The sequence below is a fragment of the Ectothiorhodospira sp. BSL-9 genome (assembly GCF_001632845.1).
GTDB lineage: Bacteria > Pseudomonadota > Gammaproteobacteria > Ectothiorhodospirales > Ectothiorhodospiraceae > Ectothiorhodospira.
Genome location: NZ_CP011994.1, coordinates 2641861 through 2667587 on the forward strand (window position 1 = coordinate 2641861; position 25727 = coordinate 2667587).

21 protein-coding genes are annotated in these 25727 nt (G+C 64.8%); 17 read left to right on the top strand and 4 right to left on the bottom strand.

What is annotated here, in order from left to right; genetic code table 11:
* Positions 1-61: 61 nt before the first annotated feature.
* The 5 genes from dnaE (at position 62) to hypE (ending at position 8038) form a co-directional block, all read left to right on the top strand.
* Entirely contained in the window at positions 62-3601 is a 3540-nt protein-coding gene (gene dnaE, locus ECTOBSL9_RS12255; RefSeq protein ID WP_063465286.1) for a DNA polymerase III subunit alpha, read from the top strand.
* An 85-nt stretch (positions 3602-3686) separates the two neighbouring features.
* A complete protein-coding gene (gene accA / locus ECTOBSL9_RS12260; protein ID WP_063465287.1) occupies positions 3687-4643 on the top strand; it encodes an acetyl-CoA carboxylase carboxyl transferase subunit alpha in 957 nt (318 codons plus the stop codon).
* Positions 4644-4649: 6 nt separating this feature from the next.
* On the top strand, positions 4650-5948 hold the full coding sequence (gene tilS, locus ECTOBSL9_RS12265; protein WP_063465288.1) for a tRNA lysidine(34) synthetase TilS: 1299 nt from the start codon (positions 4650-4652) through the stop codon (positions 5946-5948).
* The gene (gene hypD, locus ECTOBSL9_RS12270) at positions 5932-7035 is read left to right on the top strand and encodes a hydrogenase formation protein HypD (protein WP_063465289.1); all 1104 of its coding nucleotides are present in this window, start codon (positions 5932-5934) and stop codon (positions 7033-7035) included. Before tilS ends, hypD begins: the two co-directional genes overlap by 17 nt.
* Positions 7028-8038 carry a hydrogenase expression/formation protein HypE gene (gene hypE / locus ECTOBSL9_RS12275; protein ID WP_063465290.1) on the top strand — a complete coding sequence of 337 codons (1011 nt, stop codon included), beginning with the start codon at positions 7028-7030 and terminating at the stop codon, positions 8036-8038. The genes hypD and hypE overlap by 8 nt, the downstream gene beginning before the upstream one ends.
* A gap of 16 nt (positions 8039-8054) precedes the next feature.
* On the opposite strand, the gene zapE is transcribed toward hypE, so the two are convergent.
* Positions 8055-9143 carry a cell division protein ZapE gene (gene zapE, locus ECTOBSL9_RS12280; RefSeq protein WP_063465291.1) on the bottom strand — a complete coding sequence of 363 codons (1089 nt, stop codon included), beginning with the start codon at positions 9141-9143 and terminating at the stop codon, positions 8055-8057.
* A 162-nt stretch (positions 9144-9305) separates the two neighbouring features.
* On the opposite strand from zapE, the gene trpB reads away from it, so the two are divergent.
* A complete protein-coding gene (trpB, locus tag ECTOBSL9_RS12285; RefSeq protein WP_205631964.1) occupies positions 9306-10535 on the top strand; it encodes a tryptophan synthase subunit beta in 1230 nt (409 codons plus the stop codon).
* A gap of 134 nt (positions 10536-10669) precedes the next feature.
* Complete coding sequence (locus ECTOBSL9_RS12290) at positions 10670-11065, top strand: hypothetical protein (RefSeq protein ID WP_063465292.1); 396 nt, start codon at positions 10670-10672, stop codon at positions 11063-11065.
* A gap of 5 nt (positions 11066-11070) precedes the next feature.
* On the opposite strand, the gene ECTOBSL9_RS12295 is transcribed toward ECTOBSL9_RS12290, so the two are convergent.
* Complete coding sequence (locus ECTOBSL9_RS12295; RefSeq protein ID WP_063465293.1) at positions 11071-12015, bottom strand: sodium-dependent bicarbonate transport family permease; 945 nt, start codon at positions 12013-12015, stop codon at positions 11071-11073.
* A gap of 118 nt (positions 12016-12133) precedes the next feature.
* On the opposite strand from ECTOBSL9_RS12295, the gene ECTOBSL9_RS12300 reads away from it, so the two are divergent.
* From ECTOBSL9_RS12300 to ECTOBSL9_RS12320, 5 genes are all read left to right on the top strand, one after another.
* Entirely contained in the window at positions 12134-12541 is a 408-nt protein-coding gene (locus ECTOBSL9_RS12300; RefSeq protein ID WP_156500122.1) for a hypothetical protein, read from the top strand.
* 102 nt (positions 12542-12643) lie between these two features.
* The gene (locus ECTOBSL9_RS12305; RefSeq protein WP_063465295.1) at positions 12644-13783 is read left to right on the top strand and encodes a DUF5610 domain-containing protein; all 1140 of its coding nucleotides are present in this window, start codon (positions 12644-12646) and stop codon (positions 13781-13783) included.
* Between the two features lie 74 nt (positions 13784-13857).
* Positions 13858-14850: a hypothetical protein gene (locus ECTOBSL9_RS12310; RefSeq protein ID WP_063465296.1), complete on the top strand. Its 993-nt coding sequence runs from the start codon at positions 13858-13860 to the stop codon at positions 14848-14850.
* The gene (locus ECTOBSL9_RS12315) at positions 14850-15950 is read left to right on the top strand and encodes an AAA family ATPase (protein WP_063465297.1); all 1101 of its coding nucleotides are present in this window, start codon (positions 14850-14852) and stop codon (positions 15948-15950) included. The genes ECTOBSL9_RS12310 and ECTOBSL9_RS12315 overlap by 1 nt, the downstream gene beginning before the upstream one ends.
* A complete protein-coding gene (locus tag ECTOBSL9_RS12320) occupies positions 15947-17299 on the top strand; it encodes a VWA-like domain-containing protein (RefSeq protein WP_063465298.1) in 1353 nt (450 codons plus the stop codon). The genes ECTOBSL9_RS12315 and ECTOBSL9_RS12320 overlap by 4 nt, the downstream gene beginning before the upstream one ends.
* Positions 17300-17315: 16 nt before the next feature.
* Here ECTOBSL9_RS12320 and pdxH read toward each other — a convergent pair whose 3' ends face one another.
* Both pdxH and ECTOBSL9_RS12330 read right to left on the bottom strand, forming a co-directional pair.
* Positions 17316-17954: a pyridoxamine 5'-phosphate oxidase gene (pdxH, locus tag ECTOBSL9_RS12325; RefSeq protein ID WP_063465299.1), complete on the bottom strand. Its 639-nt coding sequence runs from the start codon at positions 17952-17954 to the stop codon at positions 17316-17318.
* Between the two features lie 6 nt (positions 17955-17960).
* A complete protein-coding gene (locus ECTOBSL9_RS12330) occupies positions 17961-19439 on the bottom strand; it encodes an NAD(P)/FAD-dependent oxidoreductase (RefSeq protein WP_063465300.1) in 1479 nt (492 codons plus the stop codon).
* 158 nt (positions 19440-19597) lie between these two features.
* Between ECTOBSL9_RS12330 and ECTOBSL9_RS12335 the strand changes: the two genes are divergently transcribed.
* From ECTOBSL9_RS12335 to ECTOBSL9_RS12355, 5 genes are read left to right on the top strand one after another with little or no spacing between them, the layout of a single operon-like run.
* On the top strand, positions 19598-21946 hold the full coding sequence (locus tag ECTOBSL9_RS12335) for a Tex family protein (RefSeq protein ID WP_063465301.1): 2349 nt from the start codon (positions 19598-19600) through the stop codon (positions 21944-21946).
* A 24-nt stretch (positions 21947-21970) separates the two neighbouring features.
* Positions 21971-22312, top strand: coding sequence for a hydrogenase maturation nickel metallochaperone HypA (gene hypA / locus ECTOBSL9_RS12340; RefSeq protein WP_063465302.1), 342 nt, complete (start codon positions 21971-21973; stop codon positions 22310-22312).
* Positions 22313-22360: 48 nt separating this feature from the next.
* Positions 22361-23167 carry a hydrogenase nickel incorporation protein HypB gene (hypB, locus tag ECTOBSL9_RS12345; RefSeq protein WP_063465303.1) on the top strand — a complete coding sequence of 269 codons (807 nt, stop codon included), beginning with the start codon at positions 22361-22363 and terminating at the stop codon, positions 23165-23167.
* Positions 23168-23176: 9 nt separating this feature from the next.
* Positions 23177-25486: a carbamoyltransferase HypF gene (gene hypF / locus ECTOBSL9_RS12350; protein ID WP_063465304.1), complete on the top strand. Its 2310-nt coding sequence runs from the start codon at positions 23177-23179 to the stop codon at positions 25484-25486.
* A 19-nt stretch (positions 25487-25505) separates the two neighbouring features.
* Positions 25506-25721: a HypC/HybG/HupF family hydrogenase formation chaperone gene (locus ECTOBSL9_RS12355; RefSeq protein WP_063465305.1), complete on the top strand. Its 216-nt coding sequence runs from the start codon at positions 25506-25508 to the stop codon at positions 25719-25721.
* Positions 25722-25727 lie beyond the last annotated feature (6 nt).

Genomic DNA, 25727 nt, shown 5'->3' on the forward strand with positions numbered 1-25727 from the left:
GCCCCCCTCTGGCCTTATACTCCCCGACTGTCCAGCTCGACTCAGCAGCCCCACGGCACCCATGACACCCAGTTTCGTTCATCTCCATCTGCATTCCGAATTCTCCCTGGTGGACGGCCTGGTGCGCGTCGGTGCCCTGGTGGACACCGCGCGGGCCAACGGCATGCCGGCCTGTGCGGTCACGGACCAGAACAACCTCTTTGGCATGGTCAAGTTCTACAAGGCCGCCCTCAAGGCCGGGGTCAAGCCCCTCATTGGCGCCGATGCCTGGGTGACGGCACCGCAGCCTGGGGAGCCGCCCACGCGCCTGGTCCTGCTCTGCCAGGACAACGAAGGCTACGGTAACCTCACACGGCTGATCAGTCGGGGTTATCAGGAGGGCCAGCAAAGCGGTGCCCCGGTCCTGGAACGGGACTGGTTCACCCCGGAGACCTGTCGCGGATTGATCGCCCTGTCCGGCGCGCGCGAGGGGGAAGTGGGCCGGGCCCTGCTGTCCAGCCAGCCGGATATGGCCCCGCCCCTGTGCGATCACTGGGCGGGCCTGTTTCCGGGTCGCTTCTACCTGGAACTGGTGCGCACGGGGCGGGAAGGCGAGGAGGACTACCTGCACGCGGCGGTGGCACTGGCTGCCACCCGTGGCCTGCCGGTGGTGGCCACCAACGATGTGCGCTTCCTCAAGGCCGAGGACTTCGACGCCCACGAGGCCCGTGTATGCATCCACGATGGTCGGGTGCTGGACGATCCGAGGCGGCCACGTCTGTACAGTCGGCAGCAGTATCTGCGCACCCCTGAAGAGATGGCAGAGCTCTTTAGCGATGTGCCAGAAGCCCTTGAAAATACGGTGGAGATCGCCAGGCGCTGCAACCTCACGCTGACCCTGGGGGAAAACTATCTGCCCCAGTTCCCCATCCCCGACGGGATGACCACCGACGAGTATTTTCGCAGTGAGTCCCGCAAGGGGCTGGAGCAGCGCCTGGTACGTCTGGTGGCTGAGGATGACCCGGATCGGGAGGCCCGCCTCCAGACCTACAAGGAGCGTCTGGAGGTGGAACTGGACGTGATCTGCCAGATGGGGTTCCCCGGTTACTTCCTGATCGTGGCGGACTTCATCCAGTGGGCCAAGGACAATGGCGTGCCGGTGGGGCCGGGCCGTGGCTCCGGGGCGGGGTCTCTGGTGGCCTATGCCCTGAAGATTACTGATCTGGACCCAATACGTTATGAGCTTCTCTTTGAGCGGTTTCTGAATCCAGAGCGGGTCTCCATGCCCGACTTCGATGTGGACTTTTGCATGGAGAAGCGGGACAGCGTCATCGACTACGTGGCACGGCGCTACGGTCGGGACAAGGTCTCGCAGATCATCACCTACGGCACCATGGCCGCCAAGGCGGTGGTGCGCGACGTGGGGCGGGTGCTCGGGCACCCCTACGGCTTTGTGGACCGCATTGCCAAGCAGATCCCCATGGAGATCGGGATGACCCTGGACAAGGCCCTGGAGCAGGAGGAGGACCTGCGTCGGAGCTATCAGGATGACGAGGAAGTCCGCGATCTCATCGATCTGGCCCTGAAGCTGGAAGGGGTGGCCCGCAACGCCGGCAAGCACGCTGGCGGCGTGGTCATCGCCCCCACCACGCTCACGGACTTCTCGCCCCTGTTCTGCGAGCCAGGAGGGCAGGGGGTGGTCACCCACTTCGACAAGGACGACGTGGAGGCCATTGGTCTGGTGAAGTTCGACTTCCTGGGCCTGCGCACCCTGACGATCATCGATTGGGCCGTGCACAACATCAATGCCCGGCGCAAGGAAAACGGCGAGGATCTGCTGGACATCAACGATGTCTCCCTGGAGGACCAGGCCACCTTCAGCCTGCTCAAGCGCCAGGAGACCACCGCGGTCTTCCAGCTGGAATCGCGGGGTATGAAGGATCTCATCAAACGCCTGGAACCCGATGATTTTGAAGACATCATCGCCCTGGTGGCCCTCTACCGCCCCGGCCCGCTGCAATCGGGCATGGTGGACGACTACATCAACCGCAAGCACGGTCGGGCCAAGGTGGAATACCCCCATCCGGCCCTGGAACCCATTCTCAAGCCCACCCATGGGGTGATCCTCTACCAGGAACAGGTGATGCAGATCGCCCAGGTGCTGGCTGGCTATAGCCTGGGCGGCGCGGATTTGCTGCGTCGCGCCATGGGCAAGAAAAAGCCCGAGGAGATGGCCAAGCAGCGGGAGATCTTCCAGAAGGGCGCCGTGGAGCAAGGGGTGGAGGCCGGCACCGCCACCTACATCTTCGACCTGATGGAGAAGTTCGCCGGTTACGGATTCAACAAGTCCCACTCGGCGGCCTATGCGCTGCTCTCCTACCAGACCGCCTGGCTCAAATGCCATTACCCGGCGGCCTTCATGGCGGCAGTGCTCTCCGCCGATCTGGATCACACCGACAAGATCGTGAATCTCATCGACGAGTGCCGCTCCATGAATCTGGAGGTGATCCCACCGGACGTGAATGCCTCCAGCTACGAGTTCACCGTGCGCGACGCGCGCACCATCGTCTACGGGCTGGGCGCCATCAAGGGCGTGGGGGAGTCGGCCATTCAGGTGATCCTGGACAGTCGTCACCAGGGCGGGCCGTTCAGCAGCCTGGATGACCTGTGCATGCGCGCCGACTCCCAGAAGATCAACCGGCGCACTCTGGAGGCCCTGATCCGCGCAGGCGCCCTGGACTCCATCGGCCCCAACCGGGCCACGCTGATGCACACACTGCCCCAGGCGCTGTCCCGCGCCGAGCAATACCTGCGGGATCAGAGCATGGGGCAGGAGGATCTGTTCGGGGATCTGGTCGCGCCGACACCGGAGGTGATGGCGACCGAGCAGTGGCCGGAATGGGACGAAGAGAGTCGCCTGCTGGCGGAAAAGGAAACCCTGGGCCTGTACCTCACCGGGCATCCCATCATCCGCTATGAGGCCGAACTGGCGCAGATCACCGGTAAGCGCATCGCCGATCTGCTCAGCGACCTGGCCGATAGCGCCCCTGCCAACGGCGGCAGCAATGGGGGTGGCAACGGCGAGGGCGGGGGTTACGGTCGGGGCCGGCAGCGGGAGCAGACCGTGATTGTCGCCGGTCTGGTGGTGGCCATCCGCACCCGCAACGGCAACTCCGGACGCATGGCCTTCCTCACCCTGGATGACCGCAGCGGCCGGGTGGAAGTCGGACTGTTCGGGGACGATTACCGGCGCTACCAGAGCCTGCTGGTCAAGGATCGCCTGCTGGTGGTGGAGGGTAGCGCCGGCGTCGACGAGTTCAGTGGCAACGTGCGCATGCGCTGTCGCCAGATCATGGATCTGGACCAGGCGCGGGAACAGTTTGCCAAGCGGGTGGAACTGGCCGTGAACGGCAAGGCCAGCCCGGGGCTTCTGGAGGGGCTGCACTCGCATCTGGAGCCGTTTAGTGAGGGGCCATGCCCCATCTACCTGAGTTACTGCAACGACCAGGCCAGTGCCTGCTTTCGCCTGGGGGCCCGCTGGCAGGTGCGCCCCAACGAGGAACTGATCCATCGCCTGCGGGAGCTGCTGGGCGAGGAGGCAGTGCGGATCGTTTACCGGTGAGATCAATATGCTGCGACGCACTTGAGACGAGTCAGTTCCCCGCGTGTACAATGCCTCTTTCCCACACCAACCGACAAGTCATCGAATGAACCCGGATTTCCTTGAATTTGAGCAGCCTATCGCCGAACTGGAAGCCAAGATCGAAGAGCTCCGGTTCGTGGGTGATGATGCGGAAGTGAACATCCAGGACGAGATCGCCCGTCTGGAGGCCAAGTGCAAGAGCCTCACCGAGTCGATCTTCTCCAAGCTCACGGCCTGGCAGATCGCCCAACTGGCCCGTCATCCGCGACGGCCCTACACCCTGGATTACGTGAAGCACATGCTCACGGAGTTCGAGGAACTCCACGGTGATCGCGCCTTTGCCGATGATCCGGCCATTGTGGGTGGCATCGGGCGCCTGGGGGATCGGCCCGTGATGGTCATCGGCCACCAGAAGGGCCGTGATACCAAGGAGAAGATCTTCCGCAACTTTGGCATGCCGCGCCCCGAGGGTTACCGCAAGGCCCTGCGCCTGATGCAGATGGCGGAGCGGTTCTCCCTGCCGGTGATCACCTTCATCGATACCCCCGGTGCCTATCCCGGCGTAGGGGCCGAGGAACGGGGGCAGAGCGAGGCCATTGCCCGCAACCTCATGGAGATGTCGGAACTGCGCACGCCCATCGTCTGCACCGTGGTGGGCGAGGGTGGCTCCGGTGGCGCCCTGGCCGTGGGGGTGGGTGACAAGGTGCAGATGCTGCAATACAGCACCTACTCGGTGATCTCGCCCGAGGGCTGCGCCTCCATTCTCTGGAAGAGCGCTGAAAAGGCCGCCGAGGCCGCCGAGGCCATGGGCATCATCTCTACCCGGCTCAAGGAACTGGGGCTGATCGACGAGGTGATCAACGAACCGCTGGGTGGCGCACACCGGAATCCGGACGCCATGTGCCAGACCTTGAAGGCGAATCTCCAGGAGACCCTGGACGAGTTGCAGTGCATGGATGTGGATGAACTGGTGGAGCGTCGTTATCAACGCATCATGAAGTACGGACAGGTCAAGGAGTAACCCCCCGTGCTCAAGGCCCTCGCCCAGGCCCTGGAACGTCTGCCGCCAGCACGACGGTGGTTGCTGGGGCTGAGCGGGGGGCTGGATTCCGTGGCCTTGTTGCACGGCTTGGCGCAGCTGGATGCTCCGGCGGGTTCCCCAGGCTTGCGCGCGGTGCATGTGCACCATGGTCTTCATGCCCGTGGGGATGAGTGGGCCCGGCATTGTCAGGTGCTCTGTGATGCCCTGGAGGTGCCGCTGGAAGTGGTGAGCGTGGATGCCCGGCCCCGGCGGGGCCAGAGCCCTGAGGCCGCCGCCCGCCGGGCACGCTATGAGGCACTGGCCGACCGGATGGCCCCCGGTGACGCCCTGCTGACCGCCCATCACCGCCGCGATCAGGCGGAAACCCTGCTTCTCCAACTCCTGCGTGGCGCCGGCCCGGCCGGGCTCTCGGCCATGCCCCGCTGGCAGCCCTATGGTTCAGGCTGGCATGGTCGGCCCCTGCTGGACATGGACCGATCTGTGCTCGAGGCCTACGCCCACCAGCATGACCTGGTCTGGGTGGAAGACGACAGTAATACCGACCTGGGGCTGGACCGTAATCTTCTGCGCCATGAGGTGATGCCCCAGCTGCGTCAGCGCTGGCCGGCCCTGGATACCACACTGGCCCGGGCAGCGGGCCTGCAGGCGGAGGCCCAGGAACTTCTGGCGGAGCGCGCCCGGGAGGACCTGCAGGACCTGCGAGGGGAGGTGGCAGGCACCTTGTCGATTCCGGCGATTCGTGCCCTGCGCCGCCCCCGGCAACGCAACGCCTTGAGGGGCTGGTTGCAGGAGAAGGGCTTGCCGGTGCCGAACCAGAATCGCCTGGAATCCCTGTTGCAGCAGATTCGGAATGCCAGTCCCGATACCCGGCTGCGGGTGAGCTGGCCCGGGGCAGAGGTGCGCGGGTATCGGGACGGTCTCCATGCCATGGAGCCATTGCCGCCGGTGGACCCGGGGCGGGCATGGTCATGGGATGGCACGACGGATCTCCACCTGCCGGAACTGGGCATGACCCTGTCGCTGGAGGCGCTGGTCGACTTGCATGAACTGGACCCGACCCGCCTCGAATGGCCGCTGACGGTGCGCCTGCGCCGTGGAGGCGAGACCTGCCGTCTGCGCGGACAGACCCGGATCCTCAAGAAACTCTTTCAGGAGGCAGGCATCCCCCCCTGGGAACGGGAACGCATTCCCCTGATACACGCCGGCGATCGTCTTGCCGTGGTGTGGGGCCTGTGGTGCTGTGATCTCCCGACCGGGGTGGTGGGCGGTGAAGCACCTGAGTGAATACCGGGACGCGGGAGCCGTCCGGCAGGTGGCGGCGGCCATTGCCCGTGAGTTGGATGCGGACCGGTGGTATCGATTCATGGAGTTCTGCGGCGGCCACACCCACGCCATCGCCCGGGACGCCCTGGCCAGCCTGTTACCGGAAAACCTGCGGTTTGTTCATGGTCCGGGGTGTCCGGTCTGCGTGCTCCCTGGTGAACGCGTGGATCTGGCCATCGCCCTGGCGCAACGCCCGGAGGTGATCCTGTGCACCTATGCCGATACCCTGAGAGTGCCCGGCTCCGGTGGCCACACCTTGCTCCGGGCGCGGGCCCTGGGAGCGGATGTGCGCATGGTGTATGCCACCACCGATGCCCTGCGGGTGGCCCGGGACCATCCGGATCGACAGGTGGTCTTTTTTGCCATCGGTTTCGAGACCACGGCCCCGGCCACGGCCGTGGCATTGTTGCAGGCCCGTGATGAGGGTCTGGTCAATTTCTCTGTCTGCTGCAACCATGTGCTGACGCCCCCCGCCATGGGCGCCGTGCTGCGCGGTAATCAGGGCAATGCGCCGGCACGGGTTGACGGCGTGATTGGCCCCTCCCATGTGTCGGCCATCATCGGCCTGGAACCCTACGCCTTCGTGGCCCATGAACTGCAAACGCCCCTGGTCGTGGCCGGGTTCGAGCCCCTGGATGTGTTGCAGGCGGTGCACATGCTGGTGCGCCAGATCCATACGGGTCGCTGCGAGGTGGAAAACCAGTACACCCGGGTGGTGTCTCCTTTGGGGAATCCCAAGGCCCGCGCCCTGATGGATCAGGTCTTCGTGCCCCGACCCAGCTTTGCCTGGCGGGGCCTGGGGCGGTTGCCGCACAGCGCCCTGGGTATGGCTGATGACTTTGCAGATCTGGATGCCGAACGGCGCTTCCCCGTGCAGGTGGTGCCGGTGGAGGATCATCCCGCCTGCCAGTGCGCCGCCGTCCTGCGCGGGGAGATGGAGCCCCGGGCATGTGGCGTGTTTGGCCGTGCCTGCACCCCGGAGAGCCCGCTGGGCGCGTGCATGGTGTCCTCGGAGGGGGCTTGCGCGGCGGAGTATCGATATGGCTGAGAACACCATCACCCTGGCCCACGGCAGTGGCGGGCGCGCCATGAGCCAGTTGATTGAGGATCTGTTTCGACGCGCCTTCGACAATCCCTGGCTGAATCAGGGCAATGACTGTGCAGTGATGGACTCCCCGCCGGGTCGCCTGGTGATGGCCACCGATAGTCACGTGATCACGCCACTGTTCTTCCCTGGTGGTGACATTGGCAGCCTGGCCGTGCACGGCACCCTGAACGACGTGGCCATGAGTGGTGCGCAACCCCTCTCCCTGTCGGTTGCCTTCATCCTGGAAGAGGGGTTTCCCGTGGTCGATCTGGAACGCATCGTCCGCTCCATGGCCGATGCGGCCCGGCAGGCGGGCGTGCCCGTGGTAACCGGCGACACCAAGGTGGTGCCGCGGGGGCAGGCGGATGGAGTGTATATCACCACCACCGGGCTGGGCCGGGTTGCGGAGGACGTGAACATCGCGGGCAACCGCGCCCGCCCGGGGGACGCCATCCTGGTGAGCGGCACCCTGGGGGATCATGGGGTGGCCATCCTGTCCCTGCGGGAAAACCTGCAGTTCCAGACCACCCTGGAATCGGATACCGCCGCCCTGCACGAACTGGTGGCGTCCATGCTGGCGGCCGTGCCGGATATTCATTGCCTGAGGGACCCTACCCGGGGCGGGCTATCCTGCTGCCTGCACGAGCTGGCGCAGCAGTCGGGCGTGGGCATGATCATCGATGAGGCCCAGCTCCCGGTTCGGGAGGCCGTGGCCGGGGCCTGCGAACTGCTGGGTCTGGACCCCCTCAATGTGGCCAACGAGGGCAAGCTGGTGGCCATTTGTCCCGAAAACCAGGCCCAGGCCCTGCTGGCCGCCCTGCAACAGCACCCGCTGGGCCGGGAGGCGGCCATCATCGGCCAGGTGGTGGAGGACCCGCACCGGCTGGTGCGTCTGAAGACCCGCTACGGGGGCATGCGCCATGTGGAATGGCTGGCCGGCGAGGCCCTGCCGCGGATCTGCTGAACATAACAGAATGCCTTCAAGGCCGGTGAGGCTGTGCCAGATAGTCCTCGGATTGCATCTCCAGCAGACGGCTCACGCAGCGCTGGTACTCGAAGCGTAGCCGCTGCCCCTGATACAGCGCCTCGGGGCGCGCTTCGGCGGCGATGATGAGGTTCACCTTGCGGTCGTAGAACTCATCCACCAGCGCCAGGAATCGCCGGGCGGCGTCGTCCATGGTGTTGTCCATGACCGGCACATCGGCAATCAGCACCGAATGGAACTCCCGGGCGATCTCCACGTAGTCCACCTGGCTGCGCGGGCCCTCGCACAGATCGGCGAAGCGAAACCACACCACCCCGTCGGCACAGCGTTGAACGGGGATCTTGCGACCCTCCACCTTGATATGGCGGCAATCGTGTGGCGCATCGGGGGCCAGGGTGTCGAAGGTGCTGATCAGTTGCTCGCGGGACTCATCGTCCGACGGGGTGTGATAAATCCGGGCCTGTTGCAGGCTGCGCAGCCGATAGTCCACATCCCCATCCAGATGGAACACCTCCAGGTTTTCCTTGATCAGCCCGATGGCGGGCAGGAACAGGTCCCGTTGCAGACCGTCCTTGTAAAGCTCATCCGGTGGCAGGTTGGAGGTGGTCACCAGGCAGACGCCATTGTCCATCAGTCCCGCCAGCAGACGGTGCAGCAAGACCGCATCAGTGATGTCGGAGACGAAGAACTCATCCAGACACAACAGGCGGGCACGGGCCATGCGCCGGGCAACGATGGCAATGGGGTCGCTCTGGTCCTTGAGTTCGCGCAGCTCGGCGTGCACCTTCTGCATGAAGCGGTGAAAATGCAGCCGCGTCTTGTCCTCGATGGGCAACTCATCGAAGAAACGATCCACCAGGTAGGTCTTGCCACGACCCACATCCCCCCACAGATACAGACCGCGCACGGGTTCCCGCGCATCACCACGCCCCAGCAGGCGCGCCAGTGGACCGGGCCGCTTCGGTCGGGGCGCCGCCTCCAGGTCATCCGTGATGCGTCTCAAGCGCGCCAGGGCCTGCTCCTGGGCGGGATCCAGCTGGATTTCAGGTGGGTGTTCGGGTTGCACGCGACCGTGATGGGGCATGAGGACGGCTCTGTGATGACAGCGCTACGGCACTGCAGCATAGCATAGACACCCGTGCACCCAACCCCGCGAATCCCATGGAAAAGGACTGGTCAGGGGCCTATTCGGGGTTTAGCATTGCGATTATCCGTTTCGTCATCTGGTGAATGAGAGCTGTCATCCATGAATAAAGCCCCGGAAACCGATCTCCATGCCCTGCTTGACCAGCCCATGCCCGACCGTGACGGGCATTTCGGGCCCTATGGGGGGCAGGCCGTACCCCCGCAGTTGAAGGCCATCATGGATTCCATCGCCGAGGCCTATCTTGCCATCCGCGAGACCCAGGCCTATCAGGACGAACTGGCCGAGCTGTACACCCACTACGTGGGTCGCCCCAGCCCCATCTACCTGGCCCGGCGGCTGAGCGAGCATTGTGGCGGCAATGCCGAGATCTACCTCAAGCGGGAGGATCTGAATCACACGGGCGCCCACAAGATCAACCACGCCCTGGGGGAGGCCCTGCTGGCCAAGCACATGGGCAAGACCAAGGTGATCGCCGAGACCGGGGCGGGTCAGCATGGTGTGGCCATGGCCACCGCCTGTGCCCTGGTGGGACTGCCCTGCGAGATCCACATGGGTGAGATCGATATCGCCAAGGAACACCCCAACGTGGTCAAGATGAAGATCCTCGGGGCCACCCTCATCAGCGTGGATCGCGGCACACGCACCCTCAAGGATGCCGTGGACAGCGCCTTCGAGGAGTACATGAAGGACCCGGACAACTTCTTCTATGCCATTGGCTCCGTGGTGGGCCCCCATCCTTTCCCCATGATGGTGCGGGACTTCCAGTCGGTGGTGGGGCGCGAGGCGCGCGAGCAGTTTCTTGCCATGAAGGGGGAGCTCCCCGACTACGTGGTGGCCTGCGTGGGGGGCGGCTCCAATGCCATGGGCCTGTTCACGGCCTTCCTGCACGACCTGGAAGTGAAGATGGTGGGCGTGGAGCCTTCCGGTCGGGGCCTTGGCCTGGGTGAGCATGCCGCCACGCTGACCTATGGCAAGCCTGGCACCATGCACGGGTTCCATTCCTACATGCTGCAGGACGATGAAGGTCTGCCTCAGCCCGTGTACTCCATTGCCTCCGGCCTGGATTACCCTTCCGTGGGCCCTCAGCACAGCTACCTGAAGGATATTGGCCGGGCCGAGTACCATGCCATTGATGATGAGGCCTGCCTGAAGGCCTTCATGGATCTTTCCCGCTTTGAGGGCATCATCCCCGCCCTGGAATCCTCCCACGCCCTGGCCTGGGCCATGCAGGCGGCGCGTGAGGCCGAGCCGGGCACGCGCATCCTGATCAACCTCTCCGGGCGCGGTGACAAGGACGCGGACTTCGTCGCCGACAAGCTCGCCCTCTAGGGCATCATCATCCCTCTGGCAGCGCCCCTCTCCCCACCGGGGAGCGGGGCAGGGGTGAGGAACCTTCATCAGCAGGGTGGTGTCTCCCACTACTGCAAGGGGTTGCATCCCATCCCCACCTTCGCGGAGGTGTCATGAAATCGCTCACCCTGTCCCGCTTTCCCGCACCGGATAATCCCGCTCTGATCCTGCTGCCCTGGCTGGTGGCCCTTGCGGCGGTGGTCCTGGCATTGACTCTGGGCGACCCCGCAGCCCACCTGGCCGGCGAAACGGATACTTCGGGTCTGCTGCGAGGGTTTGCGATGCTCAAGGGTGTGATCACCCTGGTGGCCCTGTTGTTACTCTCCTGGCGCCTGTTGTGGCCGGTGCCCAAAAACCTTCTGGTGGGCTATCTGCTGGCCATCACCGCCATGGCAGGGGCGGGTGCCATGGTCTGGCAACTCTCCTATCTGGGTCTGGTCTCCATCTTCTTCCATGGTGGGCTGATCCTGCTGCTGCTGATGGCCTGGAAGGATTCGGCGGCCCGGTAAACCCATCACGCAACGCCCAGCCACTGCACCAGCTGATAATACAGCGGGATGCCAATAATGACGTTTACCGGGAAGGTGAGACCCAGCGCAGCCAGCATGGCCAGGCCGATGTTGGCCTTGGGGATGGCGGCACGAATGGCCGCCGGTGCGGCAATGTAGGAGGCGCTGGCCGTCAGGGCAGTGAGGATGAGCAACGAGCCGGCGGGCAACCCCATCAGCAGGCCCATGCCCAGGCCGACGCCAGCAAGCACGAAGGGGGCAAACACGGCAAAGCACAACAGCCGCCAATGGTGCCAGGGGATGGGGCGCAGGGTTTCGGCCGCCGTCAGGCCCATTTCCAGCAGGAACAGGGCCAGCACCACCTTGAATGCGTTGGTCAGCAGGTCGGTGACCGCCGCACCTTCCTGGGGGCCGTAAAGCAGGCCGATGATCACCCCACCCACCAGCAGGATCACACCCCGGTTGGTGAGGGTTTCATGCCATATCCCCGGCATGCCGGCGCTTGCCTTGGCGCCGCTATAGCGGCGATAGAGGAAGATGGCCACCATGATGGCCGGCAACTCCATCATCACCAGGTAGAGGGTCACCTCCGGGCTGATGGTGAGCTTCAGACCCTCTGCAAAGGCCAGGGCCACGGCAAAGGTGCCGGCGCTCACGGAGCCGTAATGGGCGGCCATGCTGGCACTGTCCGCCGCCGACAGGCAGACGACGCGCATCAGCAGGGGCATGAGTATCAGCGGAATCAGTGCCCCCAGCACGGCCACCGCCATTAGATCCTGGATGACCGACAGGCTGATATTGCCATGCAGCGCCATGCCCCCCTTCAGACCGATGGTCAGCATCAGCAGCAGGCTGAGGGTGTCGTAGGCGGCCTTGGGAATGGTCAGGTCGGATTTCAGCAGCCCCGCCACCAGGCCGAGCAGGAAGAACATGACGACAATATCGGGCATAGGTGTGGAAGCAGTTGGCCAGGAGGGGCGGATTTTGAAGCGAAAAGCGTCTGGATGCCAGTGCCTGGGACTTGAGTAGCCCTTGACCTGGTGGCACTCTCCTGAGATGACACTCTCCATGCGCATCAAGATCATTCCATGGGTTGCCTTGGCGTTGAGCTGGCTGGTGCTGGCCCCGGTACAGGCGCAGACCATCATCCTCCAGGAAGGGGAATCCTGGGAGCGGGGTGGCGTGCAGGTCTGGTGTGGGCCACCCCCTTCCAGCGTGCGCCCCATCGTGATCACCGAATGCCAGTTCTGGGACGATTTCGACCGCACCTGTCTGTTCGAGCGCCGAATTCATCGGGTCGGCAGCCAGGAGTGTGTGGAGGAATGCCAGCACTGGGATGATTTTTCGAGCACCTGTGACTTCGAAACCCGCTGCGAGTTTCACCCGGATCAAGGCGTGTTCGTGCACACGCGCTGTGAGCAATTCGACGATTTTTTCAGGACTTGCGAGCGGGAACGAGCCCGTATTCTGCAGTGAGCGGTTACGGAGGCTGTTTTCTGCTTTCGTTCAAACCCCCTAAAGAATCCATTCAGGTCGCCGATACAGACTCCATACCCCCCAGTGCAGGAGTGTGTCGCCGTGGCTATCGAAAACAGTGTCTTCCCGGTCTCACTCAAGACCCCCGATTTCCGTCCCGGCGCCAAGGGTGCGGGGCAGGGCATGGCCGCCGGCGACAATGGCTCGGCCCGCAGCCTGAATGCTCTGCAGAACAAGATCCTGCAGAGCCTGGCAAAGCAGATCCCCGGGCAAAGCCTGGGGAGCATGAAACGCCTGGATGCCAATGACTTCACCCCCGAGAAGGTGGCGGAGCGCATTGCCGGTTTCGTGGAGCTGGGGCTGGCCAACGCCCGCGCCCGCGGAGCCAGTGAGGAGCAACTGCAAACGCTGAAAGAGCAGGCTACACGAGGCGTCGAGCAGGGCTTCAAGGAGGCCCGGGAGATCCTGGGAGGTCTCAATCTGCTCGATGGCAAGATCAAGGCGGACGTGGACGAGACCGAGCGGCTTACCTTCGAGGCTCTGAAGAACCTCGAACTCGCCCCCCAGGATCGTGATCTGGTCGGCATGACCCGCCTGTCCATGATGGAGCGCTATCAGCGCGCCGAGAGCCTGGAACTCAACATCACCACACAATCGGGTGCCCAGGTGAGCATCCAGTTCCAGAGTGCTCAGGATACCCGTGTCCAGGCCGAGGCCCGGATGGAGGGTGGGGACTCCCGGGGGTGGCTGGATGTGAGCCGAACCGAGCAGAGCGGGTACAGCTTCTCGATCCAGGGCGACCTGAATCCGGACGAACTCCGGGCCGTGGAGGATCTGGTGCGTGATGTAGGCCAGTTGGCCAATGAGTTCTTCAATGGCGACGTGCAGCAGGCCTTCGAGATGCTGCCCGATCTGCGTTTCGATGTCAGCCAGCTGCAGTCCATGGATCTGAACATGACCCGCACCGAGACCTACCGGATGGCCCAAAGCTATGAGCAGACCCGGCAGATGGAGTCTCCGGAGACCGCCATGCCGGCAAGACGCCTGGGCCAGTTGATGGAATCCATGCAGGAACGGTTCAACCTGCCACCGCTTCAGTTCCTGGCCAATCCCATGGACGATGGCGGACTGATCATGAAGACACTGGTGGAGCAGGATGCCCGCTTCAAGGAAGCCGCTACCGAGCAACAAGAGCGGTTCCAGGAGAACATGGCGCGCTTGCTGGACGCAGTGCGTCAGTAGCATGAGAGCCCGCAGCGGGGAATATTCCGGTCACTCCACGGTCATAATTCCAGGTAACCACCCCTGGAGCTCCGGTGACCCCGCTAACCCATCATGAAATCCTCACCCTGGTTGGCCCCTTTGCCCGCGATGAATGGCGGGTGGATCTGGCGGCCACCGACCGCCAGAACCGGTGCGTGGTTTTCGAGCCGCGCACCCATGACAACCCCGAAGATCCTTCGAGCCTCTCGCTCACCGAACACCTGCAACTGGAAAACCCGGCCCGTGGCCGGTTCTGTCTGCGGCGCACGCTGACCGAGGCCTCGGGCCTTTGCGCCACGCTGGAGGTCACCGGTGACGACCCGGCCTCGGTGTACGCCCAGTGCGCCCGTGTGCCGCTGCATGACCACTTTCGGCACCAGGCCGGCACGCTGGCGGCCATCAGTTACGCCCTGGAGTATCGCCGCCCCGCACCCAACGTCGAGCCGGGCTGGAGGCGGCGTTTTACCCTGGGCGAGGCCTGCGTGCGCGGGCGACGCCTGCAGTTTGATGCCCGCACCGTCCCGGGTCTGCCGGCCAAACTGACCCTGGACTGGCATCCCCGGGGGGATATCCATCTGCCCGGTGACCTGCTGGCGGTGCAGGGCTGGGCGTGGCGACCCCTGCAACTGATGCCCGGTGGCTGGAAGGCCACCGTAAAACTGGCACGACGGGAGCCGGAGCGTTCACGGGAGGCCGAGGAGCGTTTTCTGGCCACCGTGGCACATCTGGAACAGACCCTGTCCCAACCACCCACGCGCTTTCATGAGCGCTTCAAGTGGCAGCGCTGGCGGGTGGTCTTTCAGCGCAGCCTGGCCATACAGGGCATGCTGGCCATTCTATCTGCCATCCCCATCCTGTACTGGGGCGATTTCGGGCAGGATGGTCAGGTACCGCTGTGGACCACCGGTGTGCCGCCCGTGATGCTGCTGGCCATCTTCCTGAGCTGGTCCCGCGAGGTGCCGGTGATGGAGATCCCGCCACTGCCCAAACCGCTGCTGGCCGCCGCCTGGGAGCAGGGCCCAACGACTGAAGGAGTCTCCGACTGATGCAGGGCAATCCCATGAACATCCCGGCGGTGTCCATTGCCGCCGCCAAGCAGGCACTGATCGAGCAATACGCGGATCCGGTGCTGCGGCTTCGTGCCTCCATGCTCTGGGGCACGCGCGGGGTGGGCAAATCCTCCATCATCGCCCAGGTGGCCGAGCACTACGGTGTGCCCCTGGTGGACCTGCGCTTGACCACCATCGAACCGGTGGACATCCGCGGTGCCATCTATGCCGATGAGGAACAATCCCGTACGGTCTGGTTTCCCCCGGAGTTCCTGCCCGGCCCGGATCAACCCGAAGGCATCCTGTTTCTGGATGAACTCACCGCCGCCGACCAGCGCCTGCAGATCTCCGCCTATTCCCTCATCCTGGATCGGCGCGTGGGGCACTACCATTTGCCCCATGGCTGGCAGGTGGTGGCGGCGGGAAATGCCCGCTTTCATGGGGCAGTGAGTCACGACATGGGCACGGCCCTGGCGGACCGCATGTTTCATTTCAATGTGCAGACGGCCATCGACGCCTTCCTGGAACATGCCCTGGAACGAGGCTTTGCCCCGGAGGTGATGGCCTACCTGAAGGTGCGGGCCGACAAGCTGGATGACACCCAGACCCAGCTCGCCAATGACTATCTGATCGGTGCAAGCCCGCGGGGGTGGGAGGACATCTCCAACGTACTGCGCTCGGATATCTCCGACATGGCCAAGCGCCTGTTCGTCCAGGGGCGCATCGGGTCCGCCAATGCCGCAGAGTTCTTCGGAGTGTTGCGGGAGATCCAGTCGGGGGTGGATGTGACCCGGCTGCTGGCAGCGGATGCGGGGCCGGAAACCGCGGACCTGCTGCCGCACTCACTGGATGGTCTGTACGGCATGATCTACGGCCTGCTGGCTGCTGTGGAGGATGCCAGTGCCATGAACCGTGCGCTTGAGATCATTGAGCAGTATCCGGATATCCGGGCCGATGTGGCCTTGCCCATTCGTGAAGCCCAGACCCTCACCATGGAACTGCTGCTGCAAAAGGGCCTGGCCCGGGGGCTGGAGAACACCATCCTGGCCAGCCCGGCTTATGAGCGCTATATGGCGCGTCGGGAACAAGGGGCATGACGGGCTACGACGACCCGGTTCACGCTGGCCACCGGGGCACCCGGGCGGTACAGACCATGGTGGAGTACGCGCCGTCCACGGGGGGACTGGCCCTGTGGATGCAGCATCAGGACGTGGACGAACTTCCCGAGTCGGTCAGGGCGGCCAATGATGGTCAGACCATCTATTACGGGCCTACCTTCGGGGATCTGCCCCTGCCGCGCCAGGTGGGCCTGGTGGCGCACCAGGTGCTGCACGTGGCCCTGCGCCACGCCCAGCGCCGGGAGGAACTGAGGCAGTTGGTGGGCGATGTGGATGCCCAGCTCTATAACATCTGCGCCGACGCCATCGTCAACACCAGCCTGAGTCATCTGGACTGGCTGGAACTGCCCAGGGATGCGGTGACGCTGGAGCGGCTGCTGCAGGAGACTCTCGACGTGCGCTATGGGCCCGAACAGGCCCTGCTGGAATGGGATGTGGAGCGGCTCTATCGTCAGGTGGACGATCGCCGCAAGGGGCGGGGGTCCGGGCGCGGTGAGGGCGGGGATCAGGGGGGATCGGGGGGAAGTGCCAGCGAGGATTCCCGCGACGGCAGTGAGGATAAGCCCGGACCGAGGCAGGATGGGCCCCGGGCCGAACAGGCGCGATATCTGGATGGGGCGGAGTCCAGGGATCTGCTTCCCAGTGATGAGGATGTGAGCCGACCCGAGGCCGCAGCGGAGCAGAGCCGGGAATGGGCCGAGCGCATCAGCCGGGCCCATGCCGGGGACGGTGCCTTCTCCATGATTCGCTCACTGCTCGCGGATCTGCCCCGAGTGCGGGTGCCCTGGGAGCAGGTGCTGCGTACCCAGTTGACCCGTGGCCTGACCCGGAATCCCGAGTTGTCCTGGTCCCGCCCGTCACGCTCTTACCTGGCCAATCGGGGGCGCACGGCGGGTGGGCGTCGCATGCCCTGGGAACCGGGCATGGTGGGTTCCCGTGCGGTCCCTCGCCTGGTACTGGTGGTGGATGTCTCGGGTTCCATCGACGAGGGCCTGCTGGGGCGCTTTGCCACCGAGATCGAGGCCATCACGCGTCGCACCGAGGCCAATCTGATCCTGGTGATCGGGGACCTGGCCGTACGCTCGGTGCAGCGCTTCGAACCCGGGGTGTCCTCGTTGCGGGATCTGGTCTTCGAGGGGGGCGCAGGCACCGATTTCACGCCCCTGCTCAAGGAGGCCGACCGGCAACGACCGGACATGGGGGTGGTGCTCACCGACCTGCAGGGACCAGCCCACTACCGCCCGGACTGGCCGGTGCTCTGGGCCGTGCCTCCCGAGCATGAAGCCACCCCGGCGCCGTTTGGTCGCAAGCTGGTGCTGGTGGACTGAGAAGCCTGCGTCCTTTTCAGGGCATCAGTCGCTGGATCTCCCAGGTCTCGTACTGCAGCCGGTACTGAAACCGGTCATGCAGTCGGTTGTCCCGTCCCTGCCAGAATTCGAAAGTGTCCGGCACCAGCCGGTACCCGCCCCAGGTCTCGGGTCGGCGCACATCCCCATGGGGATGGCGCAGTTGCACCCGCTCCAGACGTTGCTCAAGGGCCTCCCGGTTTTTGACCGGACTGCTTTGTTCCGAGGCGGCCGCGGCCAGCTGGCTGCCCCGTGGGCGGGACCGGAAATACTCGTCCGCGTCCGTTGAGGGCAGGCGTTCCACGTAGCCTTCCACACGGATCTGACGCTCCAGCCCGGCCCAGTAAAACAACAGGGCCGCCATGGGATTCTCTGCCAGTTGCCGACCCTTGAGGCTGCGGCCATCGGAATACCAGCACAGCCCCCGATCATCCACATGCTTGAGCAGCACCGCCCGGGCTGAAGGACGGCCCTTGGCGTCCGCCGTGGCCAGCACCATGGCAGTGGCGTCGGGCTCGCTCTCGGCGTCCTTGAGCCAGTCGGCCAGTTGCTCGAAGGGGTCCAGGGCCAGATCGGCACGGCGCAGGCTCGCACGCTGATACGATCGGCGGGTCTGACGATGGTCAATGGGCGACATGGGCCGTCAACTCCTGCACTGTTGGAGGATCTGTTCAGCGGCGATGGTGCCGGACAGGATGGTCGGTGGCACGCCCGGGCCCGGCACCGTGAGCTGGCCGGCGTAATAGAGATTATCCAGCTTGCGGCTCTTCAGTCTGGGCTTGAGCATGGCGGTCTGCATCAGGGTATTGGCCAGGCCGTAGGCATTGCCCTTGAAGGCATGATAGTCGTGGATGAAGTCCTCGTGGGCGTAGGACCGGCAAAACACCACATGATCGCGAATGGACTGGCCGGTGATGGCCTCCAGTCGGTCCAGGATGAGGTTCTGGTAATGGCGTCGCGTCTCGGGGGTGTCCTCCAGGCCAGCGGCCACCGGGATGAGAACCATGAGATTCTCCTGGCCTTCAGGGGCCACCGAGGGGTCGGTCTGCGAGGTGGCGCTCACGTACAGGGCCGGTTCGGTGGGCCAGGTGGGGTTTTCATAGATCTGCGCCGCATGGGCCTCGAAATCGGCGTCAAACAGCAGGGTGTGGTGCGGCAGCCCCTCCAGCTTCTTGTCCACGCCCATGTAGAAGATGATGGAGGAGGGGGACATGACCCGCTTGTCCCAGTAGCCTGGTGAATACATGCGATCCGCTTCAGGCAGCAGATCCTGCTCCACGTGGTGATAGTCCCCGGCACCGATCAGATAATCCGCTTCGAAGCGCCCCTGTTCCGTGTTGACGGCCACCACCCGTCCATCCCGGGTTTCGATCCCGGCGGCCTCGGTACCAAATTCAAAGCGTACGCCCATCTCCTGAGCCAGCTGGTGCATGGCCTTGACCAGTTCATACATCCCGCCCATGGGGTACCAGGTGCCCAGCTTGAGATCGCCATAGTTCATCATGCTGTACAGGGCCGGTGTGGTGCGGCCCGTGCCCCCCAGGAACAGGATGGGGAACTCCAGCATGCGGTGCAGGCGCGGGCTCTTGAAGTAACGGGTGATATGGCTGCGATAGGAGCGCAGCAGATGCATGGAGAAGAGATAGCGCAACAGCCGCAACTGGGCAAATTCCATGAAGGAAAGGCAGGGTTTGTTGGCAAACTCGCCGATGCCGACGGTGTATTTCACCTCGGCCTCGTCCAGGAACCGTTCCAGCTGGAAACCGGCACCCGGCTCGATACGCTCGAACAGTTCCACGGTCTCTTTCACGTCTGCCGGGATCTCCACGTAGTCATCCTTGCCGAAGTAGATCCGGTAGGAGGGGTCCAGGCGCTTCAGCTCAAAGTAATCAGCGCTCTTGCGCCCGAATTCGGCGAAGAACCCGTCGATGACGTCGGGCATCCAGTACCAGCTCGGCCCCATGTCGAAGGTGAAACCCTGGGCGGAAAACTGCCGGCCCCGACCGCCGGGGATGTCGTGGCGCTCGATGACGGTGACATCCATGCCCTCGCGGGCCAACGTGGCGGCGGCGGCGAGCCCGGAGAAACCGGCGCCGATGATGACAATCTTGTTTTTCTTCATGATTTCTTCGAAAAATGGCGGTGAATGGGTACGCTACTCCGGCGGCCCGTGGCTGGCAAGGTGTACCGCCCCGCGCCCCTCCATGAAAACCCGCCCATGGGACCCGGGCCATGGGTGGGGTATGATTGCCCTCCCAATTTGTTCAAGTAATGACATCCATGACTTCCATACCCTCCCGTATTGCCCAGGAACTGGGCGTTCAGGCCAGCCAGGTCAACGCTGCCGTGGAACTGCTGGACGGTGGCTCCACCGTGCCCTTCGTGGCCCGTTATCGCAAGGAGGCCACCGGTGGCCTGGACGATACGCAACTGCGCAATCTGGAGGAGCGGCTGATCTACCTGCGGGAGCTGGAGGGGCGCCGACAGGTGGTGCTCAAGGCCATCGACGAGCAGGGCAAGCTCACCGACACCCTGCGAGAGGCCATCGAGACCGCCGAGACCAAGACCCGTCTTGAGGACCTCTACCGGCCCTACATGAAAAAGCGCCGCACCAAGGCACAGATTGCCCGGGAAAACGGCCTGGAACCATTGCTGGACAGTCTGCTGGAGGATCCCGCTCAATCCCCGGAGGCGGTGGCTGCCGGCTTCACCCGTGACGAGATCACCGTGGAGGCGGCCCTGGAAGGGGCCGGGCATATCTTCATGGAGCGCATTGCCGAGGATGCCGACCTTATTGAAGAGATGCGCAAGTTCGGCTGGGAGCACGGCTACATGGTCAGCCGGGTGGTGGAGGGCAAGGAACAGGCCGGTGCCCGTTTTCGTGACTATTTCGATCATGTGGAGCCCCTGTGCAAGGTGCCTTCCCACCGGGCCCTGGCCATGTTCCGGGGGCAGGCCGAAGAGGTGCTGCGCCTGGAGGTGGCCTGGAGCCAGGCCCAGGCCCGGGGCGAAAAGGAAGAGGCCGGTGCCTCCCCCGGCGAGCGTGCCGTGGTGCGACGCTTCGGCCTCTCGGACCAGGGGCGGCCCGCCGACGCCTGGCTGGCGCGGCATGCCCGCCTGGCCTGGCGGGCCAAGCTCTCCATTCACCTGGATGTGGCCCTGAAGCGCCGCATCAGGGAGCTGGCGGAGGAGGAGGCCATCCGTGTCTTCGGCGCCAACCTGGAGGACGTTCTGCTGGCCGCACCGGCAGGGTCCCGGGCCACCATGGGCCTGGACCCAGGTGTGCGCACCGGCGTGAAGGTGGCCGTGGTGGATACGGAGGGCGCGGTGGTGGATACCGCGACCGTGTATCCCTTCCAGCCGAAGAATCAGGTGGATGCCACGTTGCACGTCCTGGAGACGCTGGTGAAGCGGCATCAAGTGGAGCTCATTGCCATCGGTAACGGGACCTTCTCCCGCGAGACGGATGCCCTGGCGGCGGAACTGCTGCGGCGCCTGAATCGGCCCGCACTGAGCAAGGTGATCGTGTCGGAGGCCGGCGCCTCGGTCTACTCCGCCTCGGAGGGGGCCTCCCGGGAGTTGCCGGATCTGGATGTCTCCCTGCGGGGCGCGGTGTCCATTGCCCGGCGTCTGCAGGACCCGTTGGCGGAACTGGTGAAGATCGATCCCAAGGCCATCGGCGTGGGTCAGTATCAGCACGATGTGAATCAGAGCCATCTGGCCCGCAAGCTGGACGCCGTGGTCGAGGACTGCGTCAACGCCGTGGGTGTGGACGTGAACACCGCCTCCGTGCCCCTGTTGGCCCGGGTGTCCGGCCTGGGCCCCACGCTGGCGGAGAATATCGTGGTACACCGTTCCCAGAATGGGGCCTTCAGGAACCGGACAGCCCTCAAGGCCATCCCCCGCCTGGGGGCCAAGGCCTTCGAACAGGCGGCGGGCTTTCTGCGTGTGCCATCCGGGGACAACCCGCTGGATGCCTCGGGGGTACACCCGGAGGCCTATCCGGTGGTCAAGCGCATCATGGCCAAGACACAGCGGGATGTGCGTCAGTTGATCGGGGACGAGGCGTTCCTCAAGGGCCTCGACCCGCGGGAGTTCACCGATGAGGCCTTTGGTGAACCCACGGTGCGGGACATCCTCGCCGAATTGGCCAAACCGGGCCGCGATCCCAGGCCCGAGTTCCGCACGGCTGCCTTCCGTGACGGGGTGGACAAGCTGGAGGACCTGGAGCCTGGGATGGTGCTGGAGGGTACGGTGACCAACGTGGCCAACTTCGGGGCCTTTGTGGATGTGGGCGTGCATCAGGATGGCCTGGTGCACATCTCCGCCCTGGCCGAGGGCTTCGTCAAGGACCCTCGGGACGTGGTGCGGGCCGGGGACGTGGTGAAGGTGAAGGTCATGGAGGTGGATCCGGAACGTCGCCGCATCGGCCTGAGCATGCGACTGGGGGATGAACCCGGGCAGGAGAGTCGCGGCGGTCGCAAGCCGCCTCGGGACCAGAAGGTCCCCCATCCCGGTCGCAACGGCAAGGGGGCACCGCCGAAGGCTGGGGCTCGCGGCAAGCCCCGCGAGCCCCAGCCGGAGAGTGCCCTGGCCGCCGCCCTGAAGGCGGCCCAGGGCAAGGGCTGAGGACCGACGTCCGGGGCTGATGTCATGCACGAGATGTCCCTGGCCCGTGAGGTGCTTCGCATCCTGGAAACCCAGGCCCGGTTGCAGAAATTTTCCCGGGTCCACGCGGTCACACTCTCCGTGGGTCCACTGGCCGCGGTGGATGAGCACGCCCTGCGTTTTGCCCTGGAGGCGGTGATCCAGGGGACGTTTGCCGAGGGGGCAGAACTGCATATCGAGCCCTCTGTGGCCAGTGGGTGTTGCCGACACTGCGGACACTACTTCAACATGGACTCCTGGCTGACCCCTTGCCCTCGTTGCGATGGCCCTGCGCGGGCCGAAAACGGTCAGGAGATGCAGGTGAAGGACCTGCAGGTCAGTGATTAGGGCCGGCTGGGGCCGGGTAGGCGGTCAGGGGATGCGGAGGAAGAGATCATGTGCACGGTTTGCGGTTGTGGTAACGATGACCACGGGCACGAGCATCATGGCAAGAACACTCGCCAGGTGTCCGTTGAAACGGACCTGCTGGCACGTAACGACGCCCATGCTCAGGACAACCGGGCCTGGTTTGAGCGGGAACGGGTACTGGCCCTGAATCTGGTCTCAAGCCCCGGGTCGGGCAAGACCAGCCTGTTGACCGCGACCATCGAGCACTTGAGGGGGCGCCTGCCGCTGGCGGTCATCGAAGGCGACCAGCAAACCAGTCGCGATGCTGAACGCATCCGACGGACGGGCGTGCCTGCCGTGCAGATCAATACCGGCAAGGGCTGCCACCTGGATGCCCATCGGGTGGGCCATGCCTGTGAAGAGCTGGAGCCGCCCCGGGGCGGCATCCTGTTCATGGAAAACGTGGGCAACCTGGTGTGCCCGGCGGCCTTTGATCTGGGTGAGGCCTTCAGGGTCGTGGTCCTCTCGGTCACGGAGGGGGATGACAAGCCCTTCAAGTATCCGGACATGTTTCAAACCTCCCAGGTGATGATCGTGAACAAGCTGGATCTGCTCCCCCATGTGGACTTCGACATGGACGCCTGCATCGAACAGGCCCGCCGGCTCAATCCGGAGATGGAGGTGTTCCAGCTCTCGGCCCGCACCGGGCAGGGGATGGCGGCCTGGGTGCAGTGGCTGGAGGATCAGTGTTCAGGCCGGGGGGATGTGTCGGAGGGTCAGGAACTGGAGGCCCTGCGCCAGCGCGTGGCCGAACTGGAGTCCCGTCTGCAGCAGGCGGGGCTGATGAAGTCCTGAGGATACTCCGTGACCCAGGGTCCGGTTCGCCTGCATCTGAGTATCCAGGGGCGTGTTCAGGGGGTGGGCTTCAGGCCCCATGTTCATCGTCTGGCCCAGTCCCTGGAACTGACGGGTTGGGTGCGTAACCAGGCGGACGGCGTCGAGATGGAGTTGCAAGGGGATGCGCCGTCGCTGGATGCCTTTATCTCCGCTCTGCCAAAGGGGCTGCCGCCTCTAGCGAGCGTGGATCACCTTGTGCGCTCAAGCCGGGTGCCCTTGGATGGAGAACCCGGGTTCGTGATCCACCCGAGCCAGACGGGCGGCTTTCACTTTGGCCCGATGGCGGATGCGGCGATGTGTCCGCAGTGTCTGCGGGAAATGTTCGACCCCCATGACCGTCGTTACCGCCACGCTTTCACCCATTGCACCCACTGCGGCCCCCGCTACACGATGCTGGATGGACTGCCCTATGACCGGGCCCGCACCAGCATGCAGGTTTTCACTCCCTGTGCAGCCTGCGAGGCGGAATACGAAGACCCCGCCGATCGGCGCTTCCATGCCCAGGCCAATGCCTGCCCCGACTGTGGTCCCCGCCTTGCCCTGTTGAACCCGGATGGCCAGCCTGTTGCATCGGATGACCCCGTGGCCGGGGCGGCGGCCTGGCTTGCCGAGGGGCGCATCCTGGCACTCAAGGGGGTGGGTGGATATCAACTGCTGTGCAATGCCCGCGATGCCGCTGCCGTGGCCCGTTTGCGGGCGCGCAAGCATCGCGGTGAACAGCCTCTGGGCGTGATGGTGGTCAATACGGCTTCTCTGGACGGTCTGGCCCAGGTGGAGCCACCACAAAGAGCATGGTTGGAGGACTGGACCCGCCCACTGGTGCTGCTTGAAAAGACCGCGGATACGGATACGGCACTGCCCGGCGTGGCTCCCCATCTACCCTGGCTGGCGGCCATGCTGCCCTGCGCCCCGGTGCACTACCTGCTGTTTCACGCCCTGACGGGGCAGCCACCCGGGACGGCATGGTTGCAGCAACCCCAGCCCTTTGTACTGGTTTGCACGTCGGGCAATCTTCATGGCGAGCCCTTGTTCATCGACGATGCTCAGGCGCTGGAGGGTCTGGCAGCCGTGGCTGATGGCTTTCTGGTCCATGATCGGGGCATTCGCCAGCGCTGCGACGACAGCGTGTTACGCGCGACCGACGGGGGCCTCACGGTGATTCGTCGGGCCAGGGGCTTGAGTCCTGCGCCCATTCCCCTGCCGCGCGAGGGGCCTGCCGTCCTGGCCACTGGGGCGCTGTTGAAAAACACCCTGTGCATCACCCGGGGCCGCCAGGCCCTGGTGTCCCCCCATGTGGGGGATCTGGATCGCCACGGGAGTTGCCGGGCACTGGAGGCACTGGCCCAGTGGTGGCTGGAGCGGCTGGACGAGACGCCCGCTGTGGTGGCCTGCGACATGCACCCGGACTTTTACAGCACCCGTCTGGCCTCGCGCCTGGCGGCCCAATGGTCGGTGCCCTTGCTGGCGGTACAGCATCATCATGCCCACCTTGCAGCGGTACAGGCCGAGCATGGCCTCGATCGGCCAATGCTCGGCCTGGCCATCGATGGCTACGGCCTGGGGACGGACGGCGGCGCCTGGGGCGGAGAGTTGATGCTGCTGGAGGGGCAGGACTTCCAGCGGGTGGGCCACCTGCGGTCCCTGGCCCTGCCAGGAGGTGACCGGGCAGCGGTGGAGCCCTGGCGAATGGCGGCGTCGGTCCTGCACGCCCTGGGCCGAGGCGAGGAGATCCCCGTGCGTTTCGCTCAATACCCCCAGGCCCAGGGTGTGGAGATGCTGCTGTCGCGTGGTGGCCTCTGCCCGCGCACCACCAGCCTGGGCCGTTTATTCGATGCGGCTGCTGGTCTGTTGGGGGTGGTGGATTTCAATGGCTATGAGGGGGAGGCCGCCATGCGACTGGAGGGGCTGGCGACCCGCCATGGCCCGGCAGAGGCGCTTCCTGGGGGATGGGAGCTGGACCGGGACGTGCTGGACTTCTGGCCGCTGCTGGCTTGCCTGGCCGGGGAGCGGCGTTCGGTAGCCGAGGCGGCTGCTATCTTTCATGCCACGGTGGCACGCGGGCTGGCCGAGTGGACCCTGAGCCGGGCCCGGCATCTGGGACTGGAGGAAGTGATGCTGTCGGGCGGTTGCTGTCTGAATCAGATTCTGATGCGGGACTTGCGGCATCTTCTTGCTGGCGCGGGGGTGCGTGTGTATGAGCCCCGGCGGGTACCTCCCAATGATGGGGGGGTGAGCCTGGGGCAGGCCTGGGTGGCCCTGCAGGTGGTGAACGGTTGATCAATCCGGGAGGAATGCCATGTGTCTGGCCATGCCGGTGGAAGTGATCGAATGTCTTGAGGGAGATCGGGCCCTGGTGGATCTTGGCGGTATCCGCAAGGAGATCAGCCTGGCCCTGGTGGATAATGTGTCGGTGGGGGACTTCGTGATCCTGCACGTGGGCTTTGCCATTGGCCGCCTGGATCCCGATGAGGCGGCTCGTAGCCTGGAGATGTTCCGTCAGATGGGCATCTGAAGGGCA

Bases quoted from the DNA above. Each gene is read 5' to 3' on its own strand.
- ECTOBSL9_RS12335 (WP_063465301.1), top strand. From the start codon at position 19,598: ATGACTTCCATACCCTCCCGTATTGCCCAGGAACTGGGCGTTCAGGCC.
- hypA (WP_063465302.1), top strand. From the start codon at position 21,971: ATGCACGAGATGTCCCTGGCCCGTGAGGTGCTTCGCATCCTGGAAACC.
- ECTOBSL9_RS12290 (WP_063465292.1), top strand. From the start codon at position 10,670: ATGAAATCGCTCACCCTGTCCCGCTTTCCCGCACCGGATAATCCCGCT.
- ECTOBSL9_RS12320 (WP_063465298.1), top strand. From the start codon at position 15,947: ATGACGGGCTACGACGACCCGGTTCACGCTGGCCACCGGGGCACCCGG.
- ECTOBSL9_RS12355 (WP_063465305.1), top strand. From the start codon at position 25,506: ATGTGTCTGGCCATGCCGGTGGAAGTGATCGAATGTCTTGAGGGAGAT.
- pdxH (WP_063465299.1), bottom strand. From the start codon at position 17,954: ATGTCGCCCATTGACCATCGTCAGACCCGCCGATCGTATCAGCGTGCG.
- zapE (WP_063465291.1), bottom strand. From the start codon at position 9,143: ATGCCCCATCACGGTCGCGTGCAACCCGAACACCCACCTGAAATCCAG.
- ECTOBSL9_RS12295 (WP_063465293.1), bottom strand. From the start codon at position 12,015: ATGCCCGATATTGTCGTCATGTTCTTCCTGCTCGGCCTGGTGGCGGGG.
- ECTOBSL9_RS12315 (WP_063465297.1), top strand. From the start codon at position 14,850: ATGCAGGGCAATCCCATGAACATCCCGGCGGTGTCCATTGCCGCCGCC.
- hypE (WP_063465290.1), top strand. From the start codon at position 7,028: ATGGCTGAGAACACCATCACCCTGGCCCACGGCAGTGGCGGGCGCGCC.
- dnaE (WP_063465286.1), top strand. From the start codon at position 62: ATGACACCCAGTTTCGTTCATCTCCATCTGCATTCCGAATTCTCCCTG.
- trpB (WP_205631964.1), top strand. From the start codon at position 9,306: ATGAATAAAGCCCCGGAAACCGATCTCCATGCCCTGCTTGACCAGCCC.
- ECTOBSL9_RS12330 (WP_063465300.1), bottom strand. From the start codon at position 19,439: ATGAAGAAAAACAAGATTGTCATCATCGGCGCCGGTTTCTCCGGGCTC.
- accA (WP_063465287.1), top strand. From the start codon at position 3,687: ATGAACCCGGATTTCCTTGAATTTGAGCAGCCTATCGCCGAACTGGAA.
- hypB (WP_063465303.1), top strand. From the start codon at position 22,361: ATGTGCACGGTTTGCGGTTGTGGTAACGATGACCACGGGCACGAGCAT.
- ECTOBSL9_RS12300 (WP_156500122.1), top strand. From the start codon at position 12,134: ATGCGCATCAAGATCATTCCATGGGTTGCCTTGGCGTTGAGCTGGCTG.